Genomic DNA, 17639 nt, shown 5'->3' on the forward strand with positions numbered 1-17639 from the left:
AGGCCGTCGATACCTCCACAAGACCTCCGCAGCGCCGGGTCACGCGGTGCGGCTGAGGCGGTCGGCCCCCGCGAGGACGGCCGAGGCCAGGGCTTCCGCGGCGGCCGGCACACGGGCCCCGCGCAGCAGGGCGAACTCCACCGGGCCGAGCTCGGGAAGCCCTCCGACGCGGACCAGCCCCGGCGGGATCAGCCCCCGGGTGTGCGCCATCACCCCGAGCCCCGCCCTGGCCGCCGCGATCAGCCCGCTCAGGCTGCCGCTCGTACAGGCGATCCGCCAGGGCCGCCCCGCCCGCTCCAGCACCTCCAGGGCCCGCGCCCGGGTGATGCCCGGAGGCGGAAAGGCGATGAGCGGGACCGGTCGCTCCGGATCCACCCGCAGTCCCTCCGCCCCGATCCACACCATGCGGTCCCGCCACACCAGCCGGCCGCGCTCGTCGCCCGGGCCCCGCCGCTTCGCCAGCACCAGGTCCAGACGGCCCGCGTCCAGTCGCTCGTGCGGCGTGCCCGACAGTTCCACCGACAGCTCGAGGTCCACCTCGGGGTGCTGGTGCCGGAACCCCTCCAGGATCTCCGGCAGCCTCGTCAGCACGAAGTCCTCCGAGGCGCCGAACCGCAGCCGCCCCCGCAACCGGGTCCCGGTGAAGAAGGCCGCCGCCCGCTCGTGCGCCTCGAGGATCGTGCGCGCGAAGCCCAGCAGCGCCTCGCCGTCCTCCGTCAGCTCCACGCTGTGGGTGTCCCGCAGGAACAGCGGCCGCCCGGTCGCCTCCTCCAGCCGCCGCACGTGCTGGCTCACCGTGGACTGCCGTACGCCGAGCCGCCCGGCGGCCTGCGTGAAGCTGAGGGTCTGCGCGACGGTGAGGAACGTACGCAGCTGGTCCGGATCGTACATACCGCTCATCCTAGGGCGCTGCGGTCATCACGCATCGTGATGGCAGTCAGCGTGGTGTGCGGGTTTCCCGATCACCGGTCAGGACCGACCATGGGAGCGGACCGTTGACGAAAGCAGGAGAGCACCCCGCATGCGCCGCCCGCACCTCCCCGACCGGCTGCCGCTGGACCCGTACGTCCTGGCCCTTCTCGGCACCGTCGGCCTCGCCGCGCTGCTCCCCGCCCGCGGCCCGGCCGCCACCGTCGCGGGCGCAGCCGCCACCGGGGCCGTGGCGCTGCTCTTCTTCCTCTACGGCGCCCGGCTCTCCACCCGCGAGGCCCTCGACGGCGTGCGCCACTGGCGGCTGCACCTCACCGTGCTCGCCTGCACGTTCCTCCTCTTCCCCCTCCTCGGCCTCGCCGCCCGGGCCCTGGTGCCCGGCGTGCTCACCCCTGCCCTCTACAGCGGCCTGCTCTTCCTCTGCCTGGTCCCCTCGACCGTCCAGTCCTCCATCGCCTTCACCTCGATCGCCCGCGGCAACGTCCCCGCCGCGATCTGCGCGGGCTCCTTCTCCAGCCTCGCCGGCATCCTCCTCACCCCCCTCCTCGCGGCCGTCCTGCTCGGCGGTGACGGGGGCGGCTTCTCCCCGGACTCCCTCCTCAAGATCGTCGTCCAGCTCCTCCTGCCCTTCCTCCTCGGGCAGTTCCTGCGCCCCTGGGTCGGCGGCTTCCTGGTGCGCCACCGGCCCGTCCTCGGCTACGTCGACCGCGGCTCGATCCTGCTCGTCGTGTACGCCGCCTTCAGCGCGGGCGTGGTCGCCGGGATCTGGCGCCAGGTCAGCGTCCTGCGCCTGGGGGCGCTCGTCGCGGTGGAGGCCGTCCTCCTCGCCGTCATGCTCCTCGCCACCTGGTACGGGGCCGGGCGCCTCGGCTTCGGCCGGGCGGACCGCATCGCCATCCAGTTCGCCGGCTCCAAGAAGAGCCTCGCGGCCGGACTGCCCATGGCCAGCGTGCTGTTCGGCGCACAGGCGAGCATCGCGGTCCTGCCGCTGATGCTCTTCCACCAGATGCAGCTGATGGTCTGCGCGGTCCTCGCCCGCCGCCGCGCCGGGGACCCGGCGGACCCCCAACCCGCCGCCGACCGTGTGGCGGAGGTCTCGTCCCCGTCCCAACAGCCCACCGGCCGGGCCCGATAACGTGCGGTGGTGACCTGGATACGCCCCGACGGCGCCCACGCCGAACGCCCCTGCACCCTGGTGGTCTGCCGCGGCTGCTGCTGCGGCGACCCCCGCAAGAACCCCGGCATCGACCACGCCGGCCAGCTCGCCCGGCTGCGCGAGGCCGCGGCCGCCTCAGGGGGCCGGCTGGCCGTCCGTACGAGCGACTGCCTCGGCCCCTGCGCCCAGGCGAACGTCATCGTGGTCCAGCCCACCACCGAGGCCCGTCGGCGTGGAGCCCGCGCCGCCTGGTTCGGCTGGGCCCTGGACGACACCGCGACGGACGAGGTCATCGCCTGGGCCGCATCGGGCGGCCCGGGCGCCGCACCGGTCCCGCCCGCCCTGGACCTGCACCGCATCACCCCACCGGATCCCGCCCCCGCCGCCCGTCCCACGCGCCGCTCCCGCCGCGGCCGCTGAGACGGCGGAGGCGGTGCGGGTGCGGCCGCGGCGGCGGCCCGGTGCTCACAGCGTGATGCGCTCCTCGCCCGCGTAGACGTTCATGTCCGGACCGCGCAGGAAGCCCACCAGGGTCAGGCCCGATTCCAGCGCCAGGTCCACGGCGAGGGAGGACGGCGCCGAGACCGCCGCCAGGATCGGGATACCCGCCATCACGGCCTTCTGGGCGAGCTCGAAGGAGGCCCGGCCCGACACCAGCAGGACCGAACCGGTCAGCGGCAGGCCGCCCGACTGCAGGGCCCGCCCGACGATCTTGTCCACCGCGTTGTGCCGGCCCACGTCCTCGCGCAGGTCCAGCAGCTCCCCGCCGGCCGAGAACAGACCTGCCGCGTGCAGGCCCCCCGTGCGGTCGAAGACCTTCTGGGCCGCGCGCAGCCGGTCCGGCAGCGCGCTCAGGAGCTCCGCCGGGATCCGCACCGGGTCGGTGCCGGCGGCCGGGAAGCGGGTGGCCGTCCGCACCGCGTCCAGACTGGCCTTGCCGCACAGGCCGCAGGAGGAGGTGGTGTAGACGTTCCGCTCCAGCGTGATGTCGGGCAGCGCAACCCCGGCCGCCAACTGCACGTTGACCACGTTGTAGGTGTTGGTGCCGTCCTCGGCCGCCCCCTCGCAGTAGGTGACGGCCCGCACGTCCGAGGCCGCGGCGAGCACACCCTCGCTCACCAGGAAGCCCACGGCCAGGGCGAAGTCGTCCCCCGGCGTGCGCATCGTGATGGCCAGCGGCCTGCCGTTGAGCCTTATCTCCAGCGGCTCCTCGGCGACCAGCGTGTCCGGACGGACCACCACCGTGCCGTTCCGGATCCGGACGGTGCGACGGCGCTCGGTGACCCGTCCCATGGCGATCAGCCCACCCCTTCGGTGTTTGCCTGTTATTCCTGCCGGTAAGCGACACCCTCATTGTCGCGGTTCCGCTTCCCGCACCCTCCCCGGCTGCCGGATCCTCGGGAAGCTCCAAATTCCGGCACCCGAATCCTGTCGGGTCACACGCACACGTACCCACCAGTAGCAGGCAAAGCTGGGTGATCCTGACTTCCGTACGAGGGGGGACCCCGCCCATGACCGGTTCACGCGTGGTGGCGCTAGGGCACTACCAGCCCGCAAGAGTGCTCACCAACGAGGACCTCTCGGCCATGGTCGACACCACCGACGAGTGGATCCGGTCCCGGGTCGGCATCAGGACGCGCCACATCGCGGGTCCCGACGAGCCGGTGGACGAGCTGGCCTTCCAGGCAGCCGGCAAGGCCCTGGCCGGGGCCGGCCTGACCCCCGACGACATCGACCTGGTGCTGGTGGCCACCTCCACCGCCATCGACCGCTCGCCCAACATGGCCGCGCGCGTCGCCGCGAAGCTCGGCATGGGCGGTGCCCCCGCCGTCATGGACCTCAACGTCGTCTGCTCGGGCTTCACCCATGCCCTGGCCACCGCCGACCACGCCATCCGGGCCGGCTCCGCCACCCGCGCCCTGGTCATCGGCGCCGACAAGATGACCGAGATCACCGACTGGACCGACCGCAGCACCTGTGTGCTCACCGGCGACGGAGCCGGCGCGGCCGTCGTCGAGGCCGCCGACGAGCCGGGCATCGGCCCGGTGCTGTGGGGCTCGGTCCCCGAGATGGGCAACGCCGTGCGGATCGAGGGTTCGCCGCCGGTCTTCGCGCAGGAGGGCCAGTCCGTCTACCGCTGGACCACCAGCCGGCTCCCGCCGCTCGCCCGCAAGGTGTGCGAGAAGGCCGGGGTCCTCCCCGAGGAGCTGGCCGCGGTCGTCCTGCACCAGGCGAACCTGCGGATCATCGAGCCGCTCGCCGCCCGGATCGGCGCCGTCAACGCCGTCGTCGCGCGCGATGTCGTCGACTCGGGCAACACCTCCGCCGCCAGCATCCCGATGGCCCTGTCCAAGTTGGTGCAGCGCGGCGAGATCCCGACCGGCGCCCCCGTGCTCCTCTTCGGATTCGGCGGAAACCTCTCCTACGCCGGCCAGGTCATCCGCTGCCCGTGACCAAGGCGAGACGCGCCGTCTCGTCATGCCCGCCGACGCATGCCCGCAGGTCAGCACGGCGTGGCGGCCGGCGATCGCTCGGATAAGTGGTCGGAGCCCCGCCGATCCCCTGCTATTGTTGTCCATGTCGCCGCGGGAAACCGGGGCCGACCACCTGGTCCGGGTGGCGGAATGGCAGACGCGCTAGCTTGAGGTGCTAGTGCCCTTTATCGGGCGTGGGGGTTCAAGTCCCCCCTCGGACACCAAGAGAAGGACCCCGCTGCGGCGGGGTCCTTCTTCGTTGTCGCGCCGCCGGGAGCCCCGGGCGCCCGGGGGTCCCGACCGCCCCCGCGGGTTCAGCCGCCCAGGACCAGCAGCCCCGCCGGAGCGGCCAGGGCGCCGGCGGCGGTCCCGGTGACGCCGTGCGGCAAGGACAGCCGTGCCCCACCGGTGCCCGCCGGCGCGAGGTCCTGCCCGCCGGCCGGGGCGTCGGGGGGGATCGCCCCCGACAGCAGCAGCGCGAGCAGGACCGGCACCGCCTTGCGGCGCAGCGCCGCCGTCGCCGAGGCCAGCCGGTGCGCATGGGCGGCGGGCAGCGAGAGCGCGAGGCTTCCGGCGCAGTCGCCGGTGGCGATCGGGATGGCCGAGCAGACGACGCCGGGGGAGTACTCGAGCAGGTCGAAGACGGGCGCGCCCGGAGCCACCGCGTCGAGGGCGGTGAACAGGGCCCGGCTGTCCGTGATCGTGCGCGGGGTGAGCCGGGCCGGGCGGTGCCGGGCCACGTGGTCGGCCCGGCGGTCGTGGTCGAGCTGGGTCAGCAGGCACTTGCCCACGGCGCTGGCGTGGGCGGCGGCCCGGAAGTCGACCCACTCCCGCACCGGCGGGGTGCCGGGGCCGTCCGCCATCTGCGTGATCCGGACCTCCCCCTCGGCGTACCGGCTCAGGTACACGGCGGCGCCCGCGCTGTCCCGGGCCAGGGCCAGGGTGCGCTGGAGCTGCCCCGCCAGTCCGTGGCCGCCGGGGGCCGCGAGCCGCTCCAGCGCCGGCCCCCGCGCGTACACCCCCGCGGCCGGGCGGCTGGCGTACTCCTCCTCGCACAGCATCACCAGCAGCGGCCCGAGCTCCCGCGGGGTGAGCCCCGCCGTCCGGGCGAGCCGGGCGGCCCGCACGCCCAGCGGCTGCCGCTCCAGCACCCGTACGACGGCCAGCGCCCGCCGCGCCTCCTCCAGGGCCCGGCCGGTCCCGGTCTGGACGACCGTCCGGCGCGCGGCGGCGGTCAGCGCCGGGTGGCGCAGCGGACCGGTCGCGAGGGGCGGAGCGGCCACGGGCGCCGGCGCCGCCGGAGCGCCGCCCCGCCCGCGAGCGGCGGCCGGGACGGGAGGGGCGGGGGGAGCGGGAGGGTTGTCCGGGACGGCAGCGACCGCGGACAGCGGAGGCCGGAACGCGGCGAGCACCCGGGGCAGCCCCGGCCGGGGCAGCGGCACCGGGCCCAGGTCGGGATCGTCCAGCTGGTCGACGTACCGCAGGACGGCGGCCTGCGCGCAGAGCCGCACCTCCCGCAGGTCCCGGCGGCCGCCCGGCCGGAAGCCGCGGCGGCCCAGCTCGCGCGCCCACAGCCGGGCGTCGTGGTGCTCGCCGCGCCGCGAGTGGTCGAGGAAGAGGCAGTAGGCGGCCGCGGCGGTCCGCGCACGGCCCGAACCGGCGGCGAACTGCCACCAGAACCGCGCCCCTTCGCGCAGTCCGGCCAGGTGCAGCAGGCATCCGAAGACGACGGCGCCGGCCAGGTCGGTGTGCCCGTCGGCCAGGAAGGACTCCAGCTGCTCCTCGGCCTTGGGCCCGCACACGCAGGCCAGGCAGGCGGCCTTCAGGTCGCGCCGGGCCCGCTCCGATTCGAGCGGGCAGTCCCGAGCCGGGTCGCTCCAGCCGAACACCGACCGGCGGCGGGCGCGGTGGCCGGCCGAGGACGCGTGCGGCGCCGTGCGCAGCAGCCGGGCCTCGGCCGCGCCCAGGTCGTAGTGCGGATAGCGGTCGCGGACGCCCGCCCGGGCGAGGAACTCGGCCAGGGAGCGGGGGGTCGGCTCGCCGTCCTGCGCCCGTCGGCGCTCGTAGGGCCTCATGATCCGGCTGGTCCCGCGGCTTCCGAGCATCCGGACGACTCGGTGGCGCCGGTGGCTTCCACGGAGGTGTCGAGCAGCCGAGCCAGGCGCCGGTGGGCCTGTCCGAGGTAGGAGCGGAGCGTGGCCTCGTCGACGCCCATCACGCCGGCGGCCTCCCCGGCGGAGCACTGGAGTCCGTACCGCAGCAGCACCGCGTCCCGCTGGCGCTCCGCGAGCCGGGAGACGGCGGAGTAGAACCGGATGGTGTCGGTCAGCACGTCGTACCGGTCGGCGCCGGCTTCCTTCAGGGCCGCCTCGAAGGCGCTGATGTCCGTCGGTTCGGGCGCCTGCGGCTCCCAGGGGTGGCGCCGGTGCCGGCATTGGACCAGGCACTGCTTGAGCACGGTCCACGCATAGGCGTCCAGGCGGTCCATGGGGAGCATGCGGAGCCATTCGCCCATGATCGAGTCGAAGGCGGCGTCCACGGCTTCCTCGGCCGCCTCGTCGGAGCCCAGCTGTAAGTACGCGAAACGCATGTACGTGGGCCTCCGGTTGGCGTGGAAGGCCCAGTACGACAGGCGCGCCGTCGGATCCCACTGGCTCATGGGCGTCGGCCGCCGGCGTCGGCTCGGCAGTCCCACGGCCCCACCGGACTCCTCCGGTCCGCCATCGCTCACCGTCTCCACCTCATCCCCTGTCCCGTGCTCAAGGAAAGCAGCGAGGGCGCACTCGGGGGGCGCAATTGGGAAACCTGGAAATATTACGTTCGGTGATGATCGGGCCGTGATCGAGGGTGATCACGCAGGCGGGCAACCAGCGCGTATGCATATGCCGGTCGCAGATGGCGGCGCACGGCGCGTGACGGACCGTCCCGGCCAGGCGCCCCGCGCCCGGGGGCCGCGCCCCTCCTCGGGGGCTCCTCGCGGACCCGTGACGCGTGCGCCGCGGGGAGCCCCGTCGCCAACCGGGCCCGCCGGTCGGGCGGGCGGTCGGGCGGGCGGGCCGCCCGCTGTAGCATGGGCGCCATCGCGAGGGCCGTGACGCAGAGGTCACCACCCTCGCTTTTGCGTTACGTCCACCCTGAGAAACTGCGGCGCGGGGCCTTTCGGCGGTTCGATACGATGAACCGCACTCACAATCCGTCACGTCACGTTGTACCGCACAGACGAAATGGAGCATCCGAGGATGGCTCGACACCTGATCACCAGCGCGCTTCCCTACATCAACGGGATCAAGCACCTGGGCAACATGGTCGGGTCGATGCTTCCGGCGGATGTGTACTCCCGGTACCTCCGCCAGCGCGGCCACGACGTCCTCTACATCTGCGCCACCGACGAGCACGGCACCCCCGCCGAACTCGCCGCCAAGCAGGCCGGTCTCTCGGTCGCCGAGTTCTGCGCGCAGGCCCACGACGCCCAGAAGGCGGTCTACGACGGCTTCGAGCTGTCCTTCGACTACTTCGGCCGCAGCTCCTCGGAGCAGAACCGCGAGATCACCCAGCACTTCGCGCGCCGGCTGCAGGAGAACGGCTTCATCGAGGAGCGGGCGATCCGGCAGGTCTACTCGCCGGTCGACGGCCGCTTCCTGCCGGACCGCTACGTGGAGGGCACCTGCCCGCACTGCGGCTACGACAAGGCCCGGGGCGACCAGTGCGAGAACTGCACCCGCGTCCTGGACCCCACCGACCTGATCGAGCCCCGCTCGGCGATCTCCGGCTCCACCGAGCTGGAGGTCCGCGAGACCAAGCACCTCTTCCTGCTCCAGTCCAAGCTGCAGCACGAGGTCGAGGGCTGGGTGGCGCGGCACGAGGAGGAGTGGCCCCAGCTCGCGTCCTCCATCGCCCGCAAGTGGCTGACCGAGGGCCTGCACGACCGCGCCATCACCCGCGACCTGGACTGGGGGGTCCCCGTCCCGGCCGACACCTGGCCCGAGCTCGCGGCCGAGGGCAAGGTCTTCTACGTCTGGTTCGACGCCCCGATCGAGTACATCGGCGCGACGAAGGAGTGGGCGGACCTCGACGCCGCCCGCGGCGACTACCGGTCGTGGTGGTACGAGGCCGAGGACGTCCGGTACACGCAGTTCATGGCCAAGGACAACGTCCCCTTCCACACGGTGATGTTCCCCGCCACCGAGCTGGGCACCCGTGAGCCGTGGAAGAAGGTCGACTACGTCAAGGCCTTCAACTGGCTGACCTACTACGGCGGCAAGTTCTCCACCTCGCAGAAGCGCGGCGTCTTCACCGACCAGGCGCTGGAGCTCCTCCCGGCCGACTTCTGGCGCTACTTCCTCATCGCCAACGCGCCCGAGTCCGACGACTCGTCCTTCACGTGGGAGCACTTCGCCGCCACGGTCAACAAGGACCTCGGCGGCACCCTCGGCAACTTCGTCAACCGCGTGCTGACCTTCTCCCGCAAGAAGTTCGGCGACGAGGTCCCGGCGGGCAGCCCCGCCGGCGAGGCCGAGGCCAAGCTGGGCGAGCAGATCGCCGCGCTCCTGGCCGAGTACGAGAGCCACATGGAGTCCCTCCAGTACCGCAAGGCCGCGGCCGCGCTGCGCGCGCTGTGGTCGGCCGGCAACGCGTACCTCGACGAGAAGGCCCCCTGGCTGGAGGTCAAGACCGACCTCGACGGCGCGGCGCTCACCCTGCGCACCGCGATGAACCTCATCCACCTCTACTCGGTGGTCTCCGAGCCGTTCATCCCGGCCTCGGCCCGCGCCATGCGCTCCTCGTTCGCGCTCGCCGACGACACGGCCGCCTGGATCACCCCGGAGCAGGCCCGGTCCCTGGACGCGGTGCCGGCCGGTACCCCGTTCACCGTGCCGCCGGTGCTGTTCGCGCGCGTCACCGAGGAGGACCTGGAGTCCTACCGCGAGCGGTTCGGCGGCACCGACGAAGGCTGACACCCGCCCGACCGAAGGGGCGCGACCCACCGGGGCCGCGCCCCTTCGGCGTACCCGCGCGAGAGGCGCGCGCCGGAGGCGACCGGGGGGTGGTGGCCGGGTGCCTCAGGCCGTGACGCCCGTCCGCTCCGAGTCGCCGTCCGAGGCCGGCGGGGGGAGGGCGACGGTGCCCCGCACCAGGCAGTCCTCGAAGAAGCCCAGGCACCGCAGGTGGTAGGCGCGGGCCGCGTGGCCCAGGCTGATGTTGTGGCCGGCCTCCGGCTGCCGGTCGATGTGCACCCGCGGGGCGCCGGTGAGCCGCGAGCGCAGCTCCGCGAGCGCGTCCCGGTCGTAGCGCCACCAGGGCTCGTACTCGGCGAAGGTGAACCGCACGGGCACCCGGACGCGCGCGGCGGCGCCGGGGAAGACCTTCGGCCAGCGGGCGATGTCCGCCTGTTCCCGCGGGGGCACGGGCGCGACGACGGACCCGCAGGTGGCGAAGGTGCTCGGCGGGTAGAGGCGCAGCGGGCCCCAGCTGCGGCGGCCGCCCCGGGAGGCGCCCGTCCCGGTGAAGGCGTCCGGGGCGTAGCGGTGGCCGCAGCCGGAGATCTCCATGCCGAGCAGTCGGGGCGGGGCGTGGTCGGCCGCGGTGAGCAGGGCGACCTTGCCGCCGAAGGAGTGGGCCAGCAGGAAGACGCCGGCCCCGGTCGGATAGCGGGCGGCGAAGTCCCCCACCGCGGCCGCGAGGGCGGCTGCCTGTTCGGCGACCGTCTGCCCGGCGGGGAGTTCGGCGGCAGACCGGCCGTAGCCCGGCCGGTCGACGGCCACGACCGTGTACCCGAGCCGGGCGCCCAGGGTCAGCAGCGAGAAGTCGGGGTGAGCCTGGCTGTCGAAGTAGCCGGCGTTCATGCCCGCGCCGTGCACCGCGACCACCGCGGCCCGCGGCGGGCCCTTCGACGGGGCGCAGAGCAGGGCGGACAGGGAGGTGCCGGCCGCGTCCAGGGCGATCCGGCGCACCCCCGCGGACAGGCCCTCGCGCGCGGTGCTCATGCCGGCACCCGCCGGGGAGCGGTCCGCCCGGCGCCGGCGGTGATGACGTGCGTGTCCACGGGAGCATCCTGCGCTGGGATTGTCGTATCCCTGAGGTGACGCGCCGAACCCGGTCCCATCCGCTCGGCCGGTGACCGGGTCCGCCCGCCCGGTGACCTTCTCCGCCCGCTGGGTGATCTCGTCCGGTCCACCGCGTGTCGAAGCGGCGCCGTGATCGTTTCTTCAGCCGTACGCCCCATCACCCCCGTGCACCCCGTGGCCTCACGGGGCGGCGCGAAGACCCGCTGTGCTGCGGAAATCGGGAGGACACGCGGTGACCGCTTGGCAGTACCTCGCCGGGGCGGGCCTGGTGGCGGCGCTGTGCCCGCTGCACGGGCACGTGGCGGTCGCGGGCGACGGACACGGCCGTGGCGCCCGGATCGACCTGTGCGTACCCGGCGGTGAACCGGGGCGCCCGGTGTTCCGCCCGCCGTCGGTACGGCCGGGCGCGCCCGGATCCCGCCGGCCGACCGTGCACCACCCGGGGCGGGCCTCCGAGCCGCCCGTTCGCGCGGACCCGGTCGCGCCGTCGGGGACGCCCCGGGCAGCGCAGCCGCCGCGTCCCGTTGGGGCCGCTGCGGCTGCGCCGCCCGAGGGGACGGAGCCGCCGGTGCCCGCGCCGGATCCCGGGTCCGCTCCCGGACCGGTCCGGGCGGACGCACCCGCCCCGCCCCGGCCCGGAGCCGCGGCCGCGCCCCCGAGCGCCTTCCACGTGCGCCCGTACCGCTCCGCGGCCCTGGAGCGGCGGACGCCCGGGGGGATGTCCACCATGATGCTCATGGTCGTCGTCACGACCCCGGCCGTGCTGGCGGCCGCCGCCCTGCGCCCCCGCTCCCGGAGCCGCGGCTGACCGCGCCGGCGCCGCACGCCCGCACAGCCGATCCGCACAGCCGATCAGCACCTCGATCCGCCCACCGATCCGCGACCGACCGTCCACTGATCCACGATCCGTGACCGACCGCCCCACTGAGCCACCCCGGAGAACCCACGTGTCCGAATGGCTGGTCCTGGCCATCGCCATGGCGCTCGTCTGCGCCCTCGTCCTCGCCATCACCCTGATCCGGCACCGCCGGGTCTCCGACGACGAGGACACCAGCGAAACCCCCGATGTCATCGAGTACATGACCATGATGGTGGGCGTGGTCTACGCGATCGTGCTGGGCCTGGCCATCGCCGGTGTCTGGGAGGCGCGCGGCGCCGCCGAGGACAGCGTCCGCCGCGAGGCCCAGGCGCTGTACGAGGTCACCCAGCGCGCCGACGTCTACCCGGCCGCCGTCCGCGACCGGATCCGCGGCGAGGTGGACGCCTACGTCTCCCACACGGTCGCCGTGGACTGGCCGCTGCTCACCTCGGGGGAGAGGGCCTCGGCCGAGGGCGCGCAGCTGCTCGGCAAGCTGCGCAGCGACGTCACCCACCAGAGTCCCGCGACCGAACTCCAGGCGCAGGCCTACCAGCCGCTGCTGGACCACATCGCCGCCGCCGACGACGCCCGCCACTCGCGCACCCAGAGCTCGGAGTCCACCCTGCCGAGCGTGGTGTGGTTCGGGCTGCTCGTCGGCGGGGTGGTCACGGTCGGGTTGATCTTCACCCTGCAGATCCGGCGCTCCGGGCGGGAACTCCTGCTGGCCGGCCTGTTCAGCGCGCTGATCGTGTTCCTGCTGTTCATGGTGTGGAGCTTCGACGCGCCCTACGGGCGGGCCGGGGTCGACTCCGCGGGCCCCTTCCAGGACCTGTTCCCGGCGACGGCCGTGGCCGCCGCGCGCTGAGCCCGCGGGCCCGTGCCCCCCTGGTTCCTGTCGTCAACGTCCCGCCCGGCGGCGCTCCTTCGACGACAGGACCTGGCGCCGCCGCGGACCGGTGGCTCAGGGGTGTCTCAGGAGTGACCGCTCCCGGACAGCGCGGCCTGCCGGCGGACCGTCTGCACCAGCGGCGAATGCCGCAGGGCGTGGGAGATCCGCAGCAGGTCGCGCGGTCCGTCCGCGGTGTCGAGCACCGTCTCCTCGCCCGCGCCGATGACCTTGCCGTCGGGGTCGGCCGAGCGGGCCCGCACGGCGGCGGCGACCATGGCGGCGTCGGCGACCGCGCGGGCGGCCGTCTCGTCGGCCCCTTCCGCGCGGGCCCGCTCGTAGGCCCGCGCGCGCAGGTTCCGGTCGAAGTAGGGGCCCAGGTGCAGGAACCCGTCGTGGATGTCCGACTCGCGCTGGATCACGCGCAGCTCGGCGGCGGACCACCAGGCCATCCGCACGGACGGAGTCCCGCTCGGCGCGGAGATCTGCACCTCCTGCCACAGCGCACCGAGCCGGCGGTACGTCGTCCAGGTCTCCCAGTTGTCGGACATCCGCTGGCAGACGAGCGGGAGCACGAAGCCGATCGCGCTGATCAGGGCTCCGACCGAGGCCAGCGGAGGGGCGACGAGGGTGCTGAGGTAGTCGAGGTCGTGGCCGGTCCAGCGGGCGATCACCGCGGTCATCTTGGTGGCGTCGTAGCTGAGGTTGAACAGGTAGCCCACGACAATGATCATCAGGCCGACCCGCAGCCAGCCGCGCACCTGGAGCGACCAGCGCCAGCACATCGCCACCATCACCACGGCGGCCACGTTGTGCGCCACCAGGTAGAGGGCGATCATCTCGCGGATGTACGGGGTGTTCGCGTAGTGCGTGTCCAGATCGCGCAGCCGCTCCTCCGGGGCGTCCCCCAGCGCGAAGAGCACGACCAGCGCGACGATCACGATGCTGTAGCCCAGGATCCAGCGCTGCGAGACCCGCCGGGTCTCCTCGGCCGGCCCGCCGCGCCAGTTGACGACCAGGACCAGGCAGGACGCGCTGAACGCGGTGATCAGGCAGTACACCAGCGGTGCGGAGACGTTCGGCACCCCGGTCCAGCGGTTCACGGCGGCGATGGTGGGCGGGGCCGCGAACGCGAACACGGCGCCGGCCAGCATCAGCAGCGCGCAGACCGACCGGAGCAGCGGATCACGCCAGTTGGAGCGCAGGGCCGGCAGCTTGAAGCCGAGGGAGACCGCCATCGCGGCTGCCGGTATGTAGTAGTCCTGGCCGTTCAACGATCGTTCCTGTGCCCCCGATAGCCCAGCGCGGCCTCGATCCGGCCCGCCAAATGGTCGCGCTGCGCCGGCGCCCGGTGGCTCGCCGAGCCGGCGAGCCAGGTCCGGCACCGGCTCCCCAGCAGTAAGCCGAAGGTCTCGGCCTCGCTCTCCTCCCGTACGTCGGCACGCGTGCGCGCGGCGACGCGGCGAACGGTCTCGCCGATGTCGGCCTCGTCGGACAGCAGCCGGGCGGCGACGGCGGCGCCGTCGACGTGGTGGCTGCAGTGGCCGGCCTTCATGTGCCACAACTCGTGGCCCAGGATGACCAGCTGGTGGTCGGGCGCCGTGCGCTCCTCGATGACCACGAGATCGCGGTCCGCCATGTCGAGCCAGAGGCCGCTGGCCGTCCCCGGCGGGAACGAGGCCATCCGGAAGTCCACCCGGCGGCCGCGGTGTCTGCTCATGCCCTCGCAGAGGGCGGCGTAGAGGTCCACGGGTTCCACGGGGGCGGTCAGCCGGATCCCGGCCACCAGCTCCCCGCACAACCGCCGCTGCTCTCTGCCTATGCTCACCGTTCTCCCCGTCGGCGCGGATCCGGATCAGGACTCAAGGATCAGACCCAGACGTTCGACTGGGTCAGGATTCGTTCGGTTTGACGCTTTCGAGGAGCATGTCCAGCCATTCGGTCACCTTGTCCCGGTGCTTGTCGCTGGGCAGTTGTGCGGCTCTCCAGGCGATGCCCCGCACACCGTGGTTCTGGAGGAGTCTTGCCAGCGGATCGCCTGCCGAAGCGGCCGGGGCCGGTACGGTTTCGCGCGCGCGGCCGGCGAAGTCCTGGAGCAGCTGCTGCTCGGTGCGCTGGAGGGCGTCGGTGAGGGCGTCCGCGTCATGGGCGGTGAGGAAACCGGCGTGCACCCCGAAGAAGCGCTGGATCGCGTCGCAGTGCTCCATGGTGGGGCGGCGGTCGCCGTTGATCAGGGCTCCGGCCTGCTGCCGGGACATTCCGGCGCCGTCCGCGATCTCCTGCTGCGTGTAGCGGCGGCCGTTGGGTTTGACCCGGGTGCGCCGCAGCAGGTCGAGGCGCTGCAGGAAGCGCGTTTGGAGATCGGGTTCGCCGGCGGGCCTGCCGTCGAGCAGGATCCTGACCACGTCCGTGGGCACGCCGGACGCCTCCGAGAGGCGCCGCAGGTCGAAGACCTGGTTCAGGTCGCGGCCCAACTTGCCCGCGAGTTCGGCGACGCGCGTGACGGTGGCTGCCAGGGGTGCGTGGGCCACCGCGACGGGAGCCGGGAAGCCGTCTGTCACCAGGGGTTCTCCTAGTTCGCACGAAGTCGGTACGGGCACATGGTCGGCTCCTGGAATCTAGCCGCTAACACACCGAAGGGCTAGAACGTGCCACAGCTGTGGCGGGAATGAGCTGTCAAGAGGCTGGAATTGCCACAATAGTTGACACTCGAATGAAGTCGGTAGCAGGATCGCCACACGGAAATGAAGATCCAGACCGTGAGGAGGGGGAGCTCTCGGTGCCATATCTCGCAGCGGTGGGCCCGGCCGATGGCCTCGCCCGAGCCGGTGAGGAGCGCCTGGCGGGCGAGGAGTCCGCACGCGGCGCCGTGCGGTCGGAGCGACGCAAGGAGATTTTGCGCCAGCGCCGCGAGGAACTGGGGCTCAGCCAGGAGGACCTCGCCGCTCGGTTGCGCATCAGCGTGCGCGCGTACGGCAATTGGGAACGCGGCCTGGTCAAGGAGTGGACGGACCGCAAACTCCTGGCGCTCGCCGAGGCGTTGGAGATGAGCGAGCGGCAGTGCTTCTGGCTCTTCCGCGTCATGGTCGACCGCGACCCCCCGCCCACCTGGCGGGCCGCCGAGGAGAACCGGCTCCCCGAGGATCCCGCGCAGCGCGACTACCTGTGCGACTACGCGGCCCTCATGGAAGCCGTCCCCTACCCGAGCTTCCTGGTGGACCACCGCTGGGACGTCGCCCTCACCAACTCGGCCTTCGACCAGCTCTTCCAGTCGGTACGGCCGCACCCCACGGCCCTGCCGGACGACAACTTCCTGCGCTTCGTGCTGTTCCACCCGGACGCCGCGGCCGTGCTGGAGGACCACGAACCGGCCTGGTGCGTACCGCTGCTGGCGCAGTTCGCCACCGCGCTCGAGGCGGCCCCGGAGGACGAGGGGCTGAGCAGCATCCGCCAGGAGGTGGCCCGTGATCCCTTCATGGAAGCGGCCTACCGCTACGGGGTCCCGCACTGGCTGAGCATGCGCGGAGCCGAGGCGGCCGAACAGGACGGGGCGGTGCGCACGGTGCGCCACCCCGACCCGCGCCAGGGCCTGGTGCGCTGCCGCATGGTGGCCGAGACCAGCCGCATGCTGGACGCCATGGGGCTGACCCGGATCACCCTGATCCTCTCGGCGCCGCAGGGCGCGCCGGCGGGCCCCGTGCGGGGCGGCGGGCTCGCCCAGCACCAGGGCGCCCGGCTGCGCGCCGTGCCGTCGCTGGGGGAGTGAGCCTTCGGGGGAGACTGGTCCCCGCAGGTCGCGTGCCGCGGACGCCGTGCCGGTCCCGTGCCACCGACCGTGGCACTGGTCTCGGTGAAGGGCGGTAAGGGCGTGCGGCTGACGATCCTCGGCGGGGGCGGGTTCAGGGTCCCCCTCGTCTACGGAGCACTCCTCGGCGACCGCGCCGAGGGCCGGGTGACGGCGGTGACCCTCTACGACGAGGACCCGGCACGGCTCGGCGCCACGGCCCGGGTGCTCGCGGACCAGGCGGCCGCCGCCGGGCTGCCCGACGCCCCGGCCGTCACCGCCACCGGGGACCTCGACGAAGCTCTGCGCGGCGCCGACTTCGTCTTCTCGGCCGTCCGGGTCGGCGGGCTCGACGGGCGCGCCGCCGACGAGCGGATCGCCCTGGCCGAGGGGGTGCTGGGCCAGGAGACGGTCGGCGCGGGCGGGATCGCCTACGGACTGCGGACGGTGCCGGTCGCCCGGGAGCTCGCGCGCAGGATCGCGCGCACCGCTCCGGACGCCTGGGTCATCAACTTCACCAACCCGGCCGGTCTGGTGACCGAGGCGATGGCCGAGGAACTCGGCGAGCGCGTCATCGGCATCTGCGACTCGCCCGTGGGTCTGGGCCGGCGCATCGCCCGGGTGCTGGGCGCCCGGCCGCAGGACGCGTGGATCGACTACGTCGGCCTCAACCACCTGGGCTGGGTGCGCGGGCTGCGCGTCGGCGGCCGCGACCAACTGCCCCGGCTGCTGGCCGACACCGAGGCGCTGGAGTCGTTCGAGGAGGGCCGGCTCTTCGGAGCCGAGTGGCTGCGCTCACTCGGCGCGGTCCCCAACGAGTACCTGCACTACTACTACTTCAACCGCGACACCGTACGCGCCTACCAGAAGGCCGAACGCACGCGCGGGGCCTTCCTGCGCGACCAGCAGCGCCGGTTCTACGCGGAGGCGGGCCGGCCCGGGCTGCCGGCCGGAGCGGCGCTGGCCGCCTGGGACCGGACCCGGGCCGAGCGCGAGGCCACGTACATGGCCGAGAACCGCGAGGCGGCGGGCGCCGGCGCGCGCGACGGGAGCGATCCGGAGTCCGGCGGCTACGAGCAGGTGGCGCTCGCGCTGATGCGGGCCATCGCCCGCGACGAGCGGGCCACGCTGATCCTCAACGTGCGCAACGGCTCGACCCTGTCGGTCCTCGACGCGGACGCCGTCATCGAGGTGCCCTGCCTGGTCGACGCCAACGGCGCCCACCCGGTCGGCGTGGCCCCGCTGCCGCTGCACGCCGTCGGGCTCGTGACGGCGGTCAAGGCGGTCGAGCGGGAGGTCCTGGCGGCCGCGGCCAGCGGCTCGCGGGCCACCGCCGTGAAGGCCTTCGCCCTGCACCCGCTGGTGGACTCCGTGGGTGTGGCCCGGCGGCTGCTCGACGGCTACGCCTCCGCGCACCCGGGCCTGTCCTACCTGCGCTGATGCCCCGCGCGCGGGGTCCGGCGGAGCGAGTGGCGCACTCGCCCG

15 protein-coding genes, 1 tRNA gene and 1 pseudogene are annotated in these 17639 nt (G+C 73.7%); 9 read left to right on the top strand and 8 right to left on the bottom strand.

What is annotated here, in order from left to right; all coding sequences use genetic code 11:
* Positions 1–39: 39 nt before the first annotated feature.
* Entirely contained in the window at positions 40–891 is an 852-nt protein-coding gene (locus tag AC07FY_RS04390) for a LysR substrate-binding domain-containing protein (protein WP_479000208.1), read from the bottom strand.
* A gap of 130 nt (positions 892–1021) precedes the next feature.
* Here AC07FY_RS04390 and AC07FY_RS04395 point away from each other — a divergent pair, with 130 nt between their 5' ends.
* Both AC07FY_RS04395 and AC07FY_RS04400 read left to right on the top strand, forming a co-directional pair.
* Positions 1022–2065 (top strand): bile acid:sodium symporter family protein, encoded by a 1044-nt coding sequence (locus tag AC07FY_RS04395; RefSeq protein WP_479000211.1) that lies wholly within the window; start codon positions 1022–1024, stop codon positions 2063–2065.
* Positions 2066–2074: 9 nt separating this feature from the next.
* Complete coding sequence (locus AC07FY_RS04400; RefSeq protein ID WP_479000214.1) at positions 2075–2506, top strand: (2Fe-2S) ferredoxin domain-containing protein; 432 nt, start codon at positions 2075–2077, stop codon at positions 2504–2506.
* Positions 2507–2551: 45 nt separating this feature from the next.
* Here AC07FY_RS04400 and fdhD read toward each other — a convergent pair whose 3' ends face one another.
* Entirely contained in the window at positions 2552–3379 is an 828-nt protein-coding gene (gene fdhD / locus AC07FY_RS04405; protein ID WP_479000217.1) for a formate dehydrogenase accessory sulfurtransferase FdhD, read from the bottom strand.
* 218 nt (positions 3380–3597) lie between these two features.
* On the opposite strand from fdhD, the gene AC07FY_RS04410 reads away from it, so the two are divergent.
* Together AC07FY_RS04410 and AC07FY_RS04415 are read left to right on the top strand one after the other, a co-directional pair.
* Complete coding sequence (locus AC07FY_RS04410; RefSeq protein ID WP_479000220.1) at positions 3598–4539, top strand: beta-ketoacyl-ACP synthase III; 942 nt, start codon at positions 3598–3600, stop codon at positions 4537–4539.
* Positions 4540–4696: 157 nt separating this feature from the next.
* Positions 4697–4784 (top strand) — tRNA-Leu (locus AC07FY_RS04415).
* Between the two features lie 243 nt (positions 4785–5027).
* Here the strand turns inward: AC07FY_RS04415 and AC07FY_RS04420 are convergent.
* Positions 5028–5738 (bottom strand): annotated as a pseudogene (locus tag AC07FY_RS04420) (IclR family transcriptional regulator domain-containing protein); the annotation flags it as partial.
* Positions 5739–6631: 893 nt separating this feature from the next.
* Positions 6632–7291, bottom strand: coding sequence for a sigma factor-like helix-turn-helix DNA-binding protein (locus AC07FY_RS04425; RefSeq protein WP_479000223.1), 660 nt, complete (start codon positions 7289–7291; stop codon positions 6632–6634).
* Positions 7292–7799: 508 nt separating this feature from the next.
* Here AC07FY_RS04425 and metG point away from each other — a divergent pair.
* Positions 7800–9515, top strand: coding sequence for a methionine--tRNA ligase (gene metG / locus AC07FY_RS04430; RefSeq protein ID WP_479000226.1), 1716 nt, complete (start codon positions 7800–7802; stop codon positions 9513–9515).
* Between the two features lie 105 nt (positions 9516–9620).
* Here the strand turns inward: metG and AC07FY_RS04435 are convergent, their stop codons facing one another.
* Positions 9621–10544 (bottom strand): alpha/beta fold hydrolase, encoded by a 924-nt coding sequence (locus AC07FY_RS04435; protein WP_479000229.1) that lies wholly within the window; start codon positions 10542–10544, stop codon positions 9621–9623.
* A 313-nt stretch (positions 10545–10857) separates the two neighbouring features.
* Between AC07FY_RS04435 and AC07FY_RS04440 the strand changes: the two genes are divergently transcribed.
* Both AC07FY_RS04440 and AC07FY_RS04445 read left to right on the top strand, forming a co-directional pair.
* Positions 10858–11433 (top strand): hypothetical protein, encoded by a 576-nt coding sequence (locus AC07FY_RS04440; protein ID WP_479000231.1) that lies wholly within the window; start codon positions 10858–10860, stop codon positions 11431–11433.
* A 139-nt stretch (positions 11434–11572) separates the two neighbouring features.
* Positions 11573–12349: a bestrophin-like domain gene (locus AC07FY_RS04445; protein WP_479000233.1), complete on the top strand. Its 777-nt coding sequence runs from the start codon at positions 11573–11575 to the stop codon at positions 12347–12349.
* Positions 12350–12456: 107 nt separating this feature from the next.
* On the opposite strand, the gene AC07FY_RS04450 is transcribed toward AC07FY_RS04445, so the two are convergent.
* The 3 genes from AC07FY_RS04450 to AC07FY_RS04460 form a co-directional block, all read right to left on the bottom strand.
* Positions 12457–13644: an MAB_1171c family putative transporter gene (locus AC07FY_RS04450; protein WP_479000236.1), complete on the bottom strand. Its 1188-nt coding sequence runs from the start codon at positions 13642–13644 to the stop codon at positions 12457–12459.
* On the bottom strand, positions 13641–14198 hold the full coding sequence (locus AC07FY_RS04455) for a toxin-antitoxin system, toxin component (RefSeq protein ID WP_361752715.1): 558 nt from the start codon (positions 14196–14198) through the stop codon (positions 13641–13643). The genes AC07FY_RS04450 and AC07FY_RS04455 overlap by 4 nt, the downstream gene beginning before the upstream one ends.
* Positions 14199–14262: 64 nt before the next feature.
* The gene (locus tag AC07FY_RS04460; protein ID WP_479000239.1) at positions 14263–14931 is read right to left on the bottom strand and encodes a helix-turn-helix domain-containing protein; all 669 of its coding nucleotides are present in this window, start codon (positions 14929–14931) and stop codon (positions 14263–14265) included.
* 218 nt (positions 14932–15149) lie between these two features.
* Here AC07FY_RS04460 and AC07FY_RS04465 point away from each other — a divergent pair, with 218 nt between their 5' ends.
* Together AC07FY_RS04465 and AC07FY_RS04470 are read left to right on the top strand one after the other, a co-directional pair.
* Positions 15150–16136, top strand: coding sequence for a helix-turn-helix domain-containing protein (locus AC07FY_RS04465; protein ID WP_479000242.1), 987 nt, complete (start codon positions 15150–15152; stop codon positions 16134–16136).
* Positions 16137–16238: 102 nt separating this feature from the next.
* The gene (locus AC07FY_RS04470) at positions 16239–17594 is read left to right on the top strand and encodes a 6-phospho-beta-glucosidase (RefSeq protein WP_479001536.1); all 1356 of its coding nucleotides are present in this window, start codon (positions 16239–16241) and stop codon (positions 17592–17594) included.
* Positions 17595–17639: the final 45 nt, after the last annotated feature.

Source organism: Streptomyces sp. NPDC045967 (assembly GCF_056430495.1).

What these genes read in the sequence shown, in the direction of transcription:
- AC07FY_RS04390 (WP_479000208.1), bottom strand. Translation starts at nt 891, where the DNA reads ATGTACGATCCGGACCAGCTGCGTACGTTCCTCACCGTCGCGCAGACC.
- AC07FY_RS04395 (WP_479000211.1), top strand. Translation starts at nt 1,022, where the DNA reads ATGCGCCGCCCGCACCTCCCCGACCGGCTGCCGCTGGACCCGTACGTC.
- fdhD (WP_479000217.1), bottom strand. Translation starts at nt 3,379, where the DNA reads ATGGGACGGGTCACCGAGCGCCGTCGCACCGTCCGGATCCGGAACGGC.
- AC07FY_RS04410 (WP_479000220.1), top strand. Translation starts at nt 3,598, where the DNA reads ATGACCGGTTCACGCGTGGTGGCGCTAGGGCACTACCAGCCCGCAAGA.
- metG (WP_479000226.1), top strand. Translation starts at nt 7,800, where the DNA reads ATGGCTCGACACCTGATCACCAGCGCGCTTCCCTACATCAACGGGATC.
- AC07FY_RS04435 (WP_479000229.1), bottom strand. Translation starts at nt 10,544, where the DNA reads ATGAGCACCGCGCGCGAGGGCCTGTCCGCGGGGGTGCGCCGGATCGCC.